Source organism: Muricoccus pecuniae, assembly GCF_014199205.1.
Lineage (GTDB): Bacteria > Pseudomonadota > Alphaproteobacteria > Acetobacterales > Acetobacteraceae > Roseomonas > Roseomonas pecuniae.
This window is the reverse complement of the sequence record NZ_JACIJD010000056.1, coordinates 1-6,062: the sequence shown is the minus strand read 5'-3', so window position 1 is coordinate 6,062 and position 6,062 is coordinate 1. Positions and strand designations below refer to the sequence as shown.

Genomic DNA, 6,062 nt, shown 5'->3' with positions numbered 1-6,062 from the left:
GCCCGGGCCCGCTCAATTCATGCCTGTCTGCCGACGCGGCAGCGCATCAGTGCAAACAGGACCAATCCCGCGATAGCGGGTTCGTTCCTCGGCCAGACGCTGCCATCGCGCCTTGTCCGCCGCCCAAAGGGCGGGAGCGGCTTGCCGAGCGCACGCCTCGTCCAGGCCCGGCCGTCGCAGCCCCGATGGATCAGGCGTGCTCCCCCGGCTCGCCCCAGTTCCCCTGTGCCGGGTTGATACGCCAGAGGTCGGCGGGTCTAAAATAGCCGAGGGCGACCTCGGCGGAGCGGTGGCGGGTCTGTCGCATGACCTGGGCGAGGTCGGCGCCCCTCTCGCCGGCGGCGGTGGCAAGGCGGGCGCTTGCCCGCCGCGGGGCCGCGGCACCTCGAGCGCCTCCGCACGCCGGCTCAAGGTCGTGTGGTCGGGCACGGCAAGATCGATGCCCAGCAACTGCAGGATCGAGGCAATCAAGCCCTCGACTTGCCCCGGAAAGGTGGAGGGTTCCTGATGAGGCAAGGGGAACTCTATGACGCAGCAGAGACGGTTCACGAAGGAATTCGAGGAGGAGGCGGTCCGGCTGGTCCGGACGAGCGGGCGGAGCCAGCGTGAGACCGCCGAGGATCTCGGTATTGGTCTGTCGACGCTGGTCCGGTGGATCAGCCGGAGCCGGGATCGGCAAATTGATGAGCCCGAGCTGCCCGGGCAGGAAGACGTCGGGGCCGAGTTGAAGCGGCTGCGGCGGGAGAACGAGATCCTTCGTCAGGAGCGGGACATCCTCAAGCGGGCCACGGCTTTTTTCGCCAAGGAGGGAAGTCGGTGAGGTTCGCGCTCATCGATGGGGCGAAAGAGGAGTTCCCCGTGCACCGTCTCTGCCGCGTGCTCGGCGTCAGCCAGAGCGGCTACTTCGCCTGGAAGGGCCGTCCGGCCTGTCGCCGCCAGCACGAGGACATGGTGCTGCTGGCCCATGTCCGGTCGGCCTTCGCGCTCTCCCATGGCACCTATGGCAGCCCGCGGATGACGCGGGAGCTGCAGGACAGCGGCCTGGCTGTCGGACGCCGCAGGACGGCCCGCCTGATGCGGGAGAACGGGCTCCGTGCCCGGCAGAAGCGGCGGTTCAAGCGGACCACCGACAGCAACCACAACTCGCCCGTCGCACCTAACCTGCTGGACCAGGACTTCTCGGCGGAGGGCCCAGATCAGAAGTGGGGCAGCGACATCTCCACCATCTGGACCCGTGAAGGTTGGCTGTATCTGGCGGTGGTCATCGACCTGTTCGCGCGGCGGGTCGTCGGCTGGGCCGTGGCGGATCGGCTGCACCGGGAGCTAGCCCTGACCGCCCTCCGCAAAGCTCTCACCATGCGCCGCCCCGCCCCAGGGCTGATCCACCATGCCGACCGCGGAGGTCAATATTGCTCGACGGGCTACCAGGCCGAGCTCCGAAAGCACGGCCTCCTGATCTCGATGTCGGGCAAGGGGAACTGTTATGACAACTCGATGGTCGAGAGTTCCTTCAAGACGCTGAAGTCGGAACTCGTCTGGCGCACCATGTTCGAGACCCGCCAGGATGCTGAGCGGGCCATCGGCCGCTACATCGACGGCTTCTACAACCCCGTCCGGCGCCACTCCGCGCTCGGCTTCACAAACCCCGTCCAGTTCGAGAAGATGGCCATCAACTGACGCAACGCCTCTCCACTAATCTGCAGCAAGTCCAGAACGACGCATCGGGAAGGGAGGAGAAACATGGCTGGTCCAAGAAAGGTCATCATCACCTGCGCCGTAACGGGCGCCATCCATACACCGACGATGTCCCCCTACCTGCCGGTGACTGCGACCGAGATCGAGGAAGCGGCGGTCGGCGCGATCGAGGCGGGGTGCGCCATCGTCCACCTGCATGCGCGGGATCCGGACGAGGGGCGCCCGTCGCAGTCCGTAGACCTGTTCCGGGAGTTCGTTGGGAAGATCAAGAGCCGGTGTGATGGCGTCATCAATCTGACCACCGGTGGCTCCCCCGCAATGACGGTAGAGGAGCGCCTGCAGCCCGCCCTCCAGCTCAGGCCCGAGGTCGCGTCCCTGAACATGGGGTCGATGAACTTCGGCCTGTTCCCGATGTTGGGGAAGTACACGTCCTTCAAGCACGCCTGGGAGCCGGTTTATCTGGAAGCCACGCGCGACATGGTCTTCCGGAACACCTTCCGCGACATCGAGTACATCCTCTCCTCCTGCTCCGGGAACGGCACGCGCTTCGAGTTCGAGTGCTACGATACTTCACATCTTTACAATCTTGCGCACTTCCTCGACCGGAAGCTCATCACGCCGCCTCTCTTCGTGCAGACCGTTTTCGGCATCCTCGGCGGAATCGGCACCCACCCGGACGACGTCGCCCACATGAAGCGGACTGCCGACCGGCTGTTCGGAAGCGAGTACATCTGGTCCGTGCTCGGCGCCGGGCGCTTTCAGATGCCAATTGCCTCCATGGCGGCGGGGATGGGCGGGAACGTGCGCGTCGGCCTTGAGGACTCCCTCTGGGACGGGCCGGGGCGCCTCGCAGAGAGCAACGCCGCTCAAGTTCGCCGGGTGCGCTCGATCCTTGAGGGTCTGTCGCTCTCCGTCGCGACGCCGGCGGAGGCCCGCGCGCTCCTGTCGCTCAAGGGCGCGGAGAACGTCGCCTTCTAGTCCTTCCGAAAAGTGGGGAAACCATCCATGGCCGGTCTCTACTACGAGCAGCTTGAGGTCGGGCGCGTCTTTCAGCACGCGATCCGGCGAACCGTCACCGAGATGGACAACGTCCTGTTCTCGGCCCTGACGCACAACCCGGCGGCGCTCCACCTCGACGAGGAGTACTGCCGGAATCAGACGGAGTTCGGGCAGCGTCTCGTCAACAGCGCCTTTACGCTGGGCCTCGTCGTCGGGGTCTCCGTGGGGGACACCACCCTTGGCACCACCGTCGGCAATCTTGGGTTCGAGGAGGTGCGCTTTCCCGCGCCCCTGTTCCACGGGGACACCGTGCGGGCCGAGAGCGAGGTCATCAGCCGCCGGGAAAGCGCGTCCCGCCCGAATGCCGGGATCGTCGTCTTCGAGCATCGCGGCTTCAACCAGAAGAACGTACTCGTCGCCCGGATCCGCCGCTCCGCCCTGATGCTGAAGCAGCCCGCCGCCTGACCCGAACCGCCAGCACGAGGTGACGACGTGTTCACGCCCCGATCATTCCTCTTCGTTCCCGGCGACAGCGCCCGCAAGATGGCGAAGGCCGGATCCAGCGGCGCCCACGCACTCGTCCTCGACCTTGAGGACGCCGTTGCCGCGGAGAGCCTGCCGGCGGCCCGCCAGCTCGTCCGCGAGTACCTTCTCGACCATGCCGACCGCAGCCGCCAGCAGATCTGGGTCAGGATCAATCCAGTGGACGGCGACCAAGCCCTGGCCGATTTGGCGCAGATTGTCGCCGGTGCCCCGGACGGTTTGCTCCTGCCGAAGTGCGGTTCGGGCGAAGAGGTGGTGCGCCTGGGGCACTATCTGACGGCGCTGGAGGCCCGCGAGGGGGTTGCGCCCGGCACCACTAAGATCGTGGTCGTCGCGACGGAGACGCCGGGATCCATCTTCGAGCTGGGCTCCTACAGCTCGGCCGGCCCCCGCCTGCACGGCCTGACCTGGGGTGCCGAGGACCTTTCGACCGCAGTAGGGGCTAGCACCAACAGGAACGACGACGGGACCTACGCCCTCGTTTACCAGTTGGCCCGGACCCTCTGCCTTCTCGGCGCCAAGGCGGCGGGCGTGCACGCCATCGACACGATCACGCCGGATTTTCGCGATTCCGAGGGCCTGGCGCGTGAGGTCCGGCGGGCACGGCAGGACGGCTTCACGGCCAAATTCGCGATCCACCCCGACCAGGTCGCCATCATCAACGAGGGGTTCCGCCCGGATGCGCGCGAGGTGGAGCACGCTCGTGCGATCGTGGCCGCCTTCGAGGCGGCCGGTCGCGCAGGCGCGGCGCAGCTTCACGGCATGATGCTGGACCGTCCGCACCTGACGCAGGCCCTGCAGATCTTGGAGGCCGCCGGCGCCGCAAGGTAACGTTTCCAAAGCAGATCACGGCAAAAAACAAAGGAAGCGTCCGGAATGATCATTGGCCGTCGAACCATCTCCCTCGCTGCCACATTCGCAGTGTCGCTGTTCTCCGCCGCAGCGGGAGCGCAGGAATCATTTCCCAGCCGCCCCATCACCGTCGTGGTCCCCTTCGGGCCAGGCACTGGGACCGACGTGATTACCCGCGTCATCGTCGAGGAGATGGGCCGGGCCATGAAGGCCACCATCGTCGTCGAGAACAGGCCCGGTGCGAGCGGCCAGATCGGCAGCGAATTCGTGGCGCGGGCCCGGCCGGACGGGTACACGCTCTTGGTTGGGACCAACTCCACCCATTCTGCGAACCCGTTCCTGTTCCGGTCCGTACGTTACGATCCCGTCAGGAGCTTCGCACCGATTGGCCGGATGACGATAAACCCACTCGCCTTCCTCGTGCGGCAGGAATCGCCCTTCAGCAGCCCCAGGGAGCTGCTGGACTTCGCCAAGGCAAACCCTGGCCGGCTGAGCTACGGCTACGGCAACACCGGAGGGCAGGTCTCGGCGGCGATGCTGGTGAACATGGGCCGCATCGATGCGGTCGCCGTGCCTTACAGGACGACACCGCAGGCGTTTGCCGACCTGATGGGAGGGCGCATCGACTTTGCCTTCGTGGACATCGCGGCCTCACAGGAGTTGATCGAGGCTGGCAAGCTGAAGGCGCTCGGGGTCACGAGCCCCCAGCGCTTCAGGGCCCTGTCGAGCGTTCCGGCGCTGCGTGAGACGACGGGCCTTCAGGACTTCTCGCTTTTTGCCTGGCTCGGCCTTCTCGCCCCGGCGGGTACGCCGCAGCCGGTCGTGGAGCGTCTCAACGCCGCGTTGCGCAACGCGCTGGAGAAGGGTGAGGTGAGGGAGCAGCTCGAGCAGCGCACCGGATCCATTGTCGAGCCGACTTCGGTCGAGGAGTTCTCGGCCTTCATGGAGGCCCAGAGTGCCATCTGGCAGCGTCGGATCGGCGAGGCGGGGATTCAGCCTGAGTAGCTTCTGGCCTGCCAGGTTTGTCCAGGGCAGAGACTGGCGTTGGATGCTGCGGCGGTGCAGCGGATGTCAGCCGGCGGGACAGCCCAGCCCCGTTCCCGCCTAGCCACCGCGGCTGCGCTTCCGAATGTCTGGGCATGCCGCTGGGGAGCGATGCGTCTTGCACTTGCCCGATCAACAAGTTCCGTCGTTGAGGACAGTTCGTGCGGTGCTGGAGGATGCCGGGTACTCTTGCCGCATCCTATAGTCTGGAGGATCGATGACCGGACCGCCGCGTGAGAAGCGCATCACGATGCCGAAGATTTCGGTACCGAAGCCTTACGATGTCCTGGCAAGCCGTCTGCGCGAGAGCATCCTGTAAGGGGAAATTGCGGAGGGAACTGTCCTGCCTGCAGAGCGGGAACTCGTTGCCCAGACCGGACTGACCCGAGGATCTGTCCGTGCCGCACTCCGCATGCTCGCAGCGGAAGGCATGATCCGGACGAGTGCCGGGCGCTACGGCGGGAATGTGGTGACGCTTCCCGGCGGTGAGTCGATGTCGGAAGCCATCGGCTTATTCGTGCATGGGCGTAGGCTGCCGCTACATATCTTGCACGAAACGCGGGAGGCACTCGAGCCATTCCTCGCGCGGTTGGCCGCGTCCCGCCGGACGGAGGACGATCTCCAGGAAATGACAGCCCTCCACGAGCTGCTCTCGACCGCGGTCGACGATCTTCGGGAGTTCTCTCTAACAAACGTCCGGTGGCACAACGCTGTGGCGAAGGCGAGCGGCAACGAGCTGCTCTGTAAGCGTTTACTGACGGCTACGGCTGTTGCGGGTTGACGGGGCTCAAGCGCTGTCTGGCCGCAGGTGCCATGGCGCCAGCTCACCGATGTGATTGATCGGGTGGTCTGGGATGCGTTCGAGCAGGGTGCGCAGGTAGACTTGCGGGTCCCAGCCGTTCAACTCCGCCGAGCCGATCAGGGTGTAG

General features: G+C 66.0%; 7 protein-coding genes and 1 pseudogene. 6 read left to right on the top strand and 2 right to left on the bottom strand.

Going from position 1 to position 6,062, the window contains the following annotated elements:
* Window positions 1–378 precede the first annotated feature (378 nt).
* Window positions 379–483: pseudogene (locus tag FHS87_RS22830) on the bottom strand (transposase); the annotation flags it as partial.
* Between the two features lie 43 nt (window positions 484–526).
* Between FHS87_RS22830 and FHS87_RS22825 the strand changes: the two are divergent.
* The 6 genes from FHS87_RS22825 (at window position 527) to FHS87_RS24575 (ending at window position 5,914) form a co-directional block, all read left to right on the top strand.
* Window positions 527–1,677 (top strand): IS3 family transposase gene (locus FHS87_RS22825; protein ID WP_376766456.1). Its coding sequence is split into 2 segments (ribosomal slippage): window positions 527–788 and window positions 788–1,677, totalling 1,152 coding nucleotides; the frame shifts between segments, so codons are not numbered across the junction.
* Between the two features lie 63 nt (window positions 1,678–1,740).
* Entirely contained in the window at window positions 1,741–2,673 is a 933-nt protein-coding gene (locus FHS87_RS22820) for a BKACE family enzyme (protein ID WP_184522094.1), read from the top strand.
* 27 nt (window positions 2,674–2,700) lie between these two features.
* Window positions 2,701–3,159 carry a MaoC family dehydratase gene (locus FHS87_RS22815; protein WP_184522091.1) on the top strand — a complete coding sequence of 153 codons (459 nt, stop codon included), beginning with the start codon at window positions 2,701–2,703 and terminating at the stop codon, window positions 3,157–3,159.
* 27 nt (window positions 3,160–3,186) lie between these two features.
* Window positions 3,187–4,068 (top strand): HpcH/HpaI aldolase/citrate lyase family protein, encoded by an 882-nt coding sequence (locus FHS87_RS22810; protein WP_184522088.1) that lies wholly within the window; start codon window positions 3,187–3,189, stop codon window positions 4,066–4,068.
* 45 nt (window positions 4,069–4,113) lie between these two features.
* Window positions 4,114–5,094 (top strand): Bug family tripartite tricarboxylate transporter substrate binding protein, encoded by a 981-nt coding sequence (locus FHS87_RS22805; RefSeq protein ID WP_184522085.1) that lies wholly within the window; start codon window positions 4,114–4,116, stop codon window positions 5,092–5,094.
* A 364-nt stretch (window positions 5,095–5,458) separates the two neighbouring features.
* Entirely contained in the window at window positions 5,459–5,914 is a 456-nt protein-coding gene (locus FHS87_RS24575) for a FadR/GntR family transcriptional regulator (protein ID WP_312862078.1), read from the top strand.
* 6 nt (window positions 5,915–5,920) lie between these two features.
* Here the strand turns inward: FHS87_RS24575 and FHS87_RS22795 are convergent, their stop codons facing one another.
* Window positions 5,921–6,052 carry a transposase domain-containing protein gene (locus FHS87_RS22795; RefSeq protein ID WP_376766457.1) on the bottom strand — a complete coding sequence of 44 codons (132 nt, stop codon included), beginning with the start codon at window positions 6,050–6,052 and terminating at the stop codon, window positions 5,921–5,923.
* Window positions 6,053–6,062 lie beyond the last annotated feature (10 nt).

Coding starts and splice junctions, on each gene's coding strand:
- FHS87_RS22820 (WP_184522094.1), top strand. CDS start 1,741: ATGGCTGGTCCAAGAAAGGTCATCATCACCTGCGCCGTAACGGGCGCC.
- FHS87_RS22805 (WP_184522085.1), top strand. CDS start 4,114: ATGATCATTGGCCGTCGAACCATCTCCCTCGCTGCCACATTCGCAGTG.
- FHS87_RS22815 (WP_184522091.1), top strand. CDS start 2,701: ATGGCCGGTCTCTACTACGAGCAGCTTGAGGTCGGGCGCGTCTTTCAG.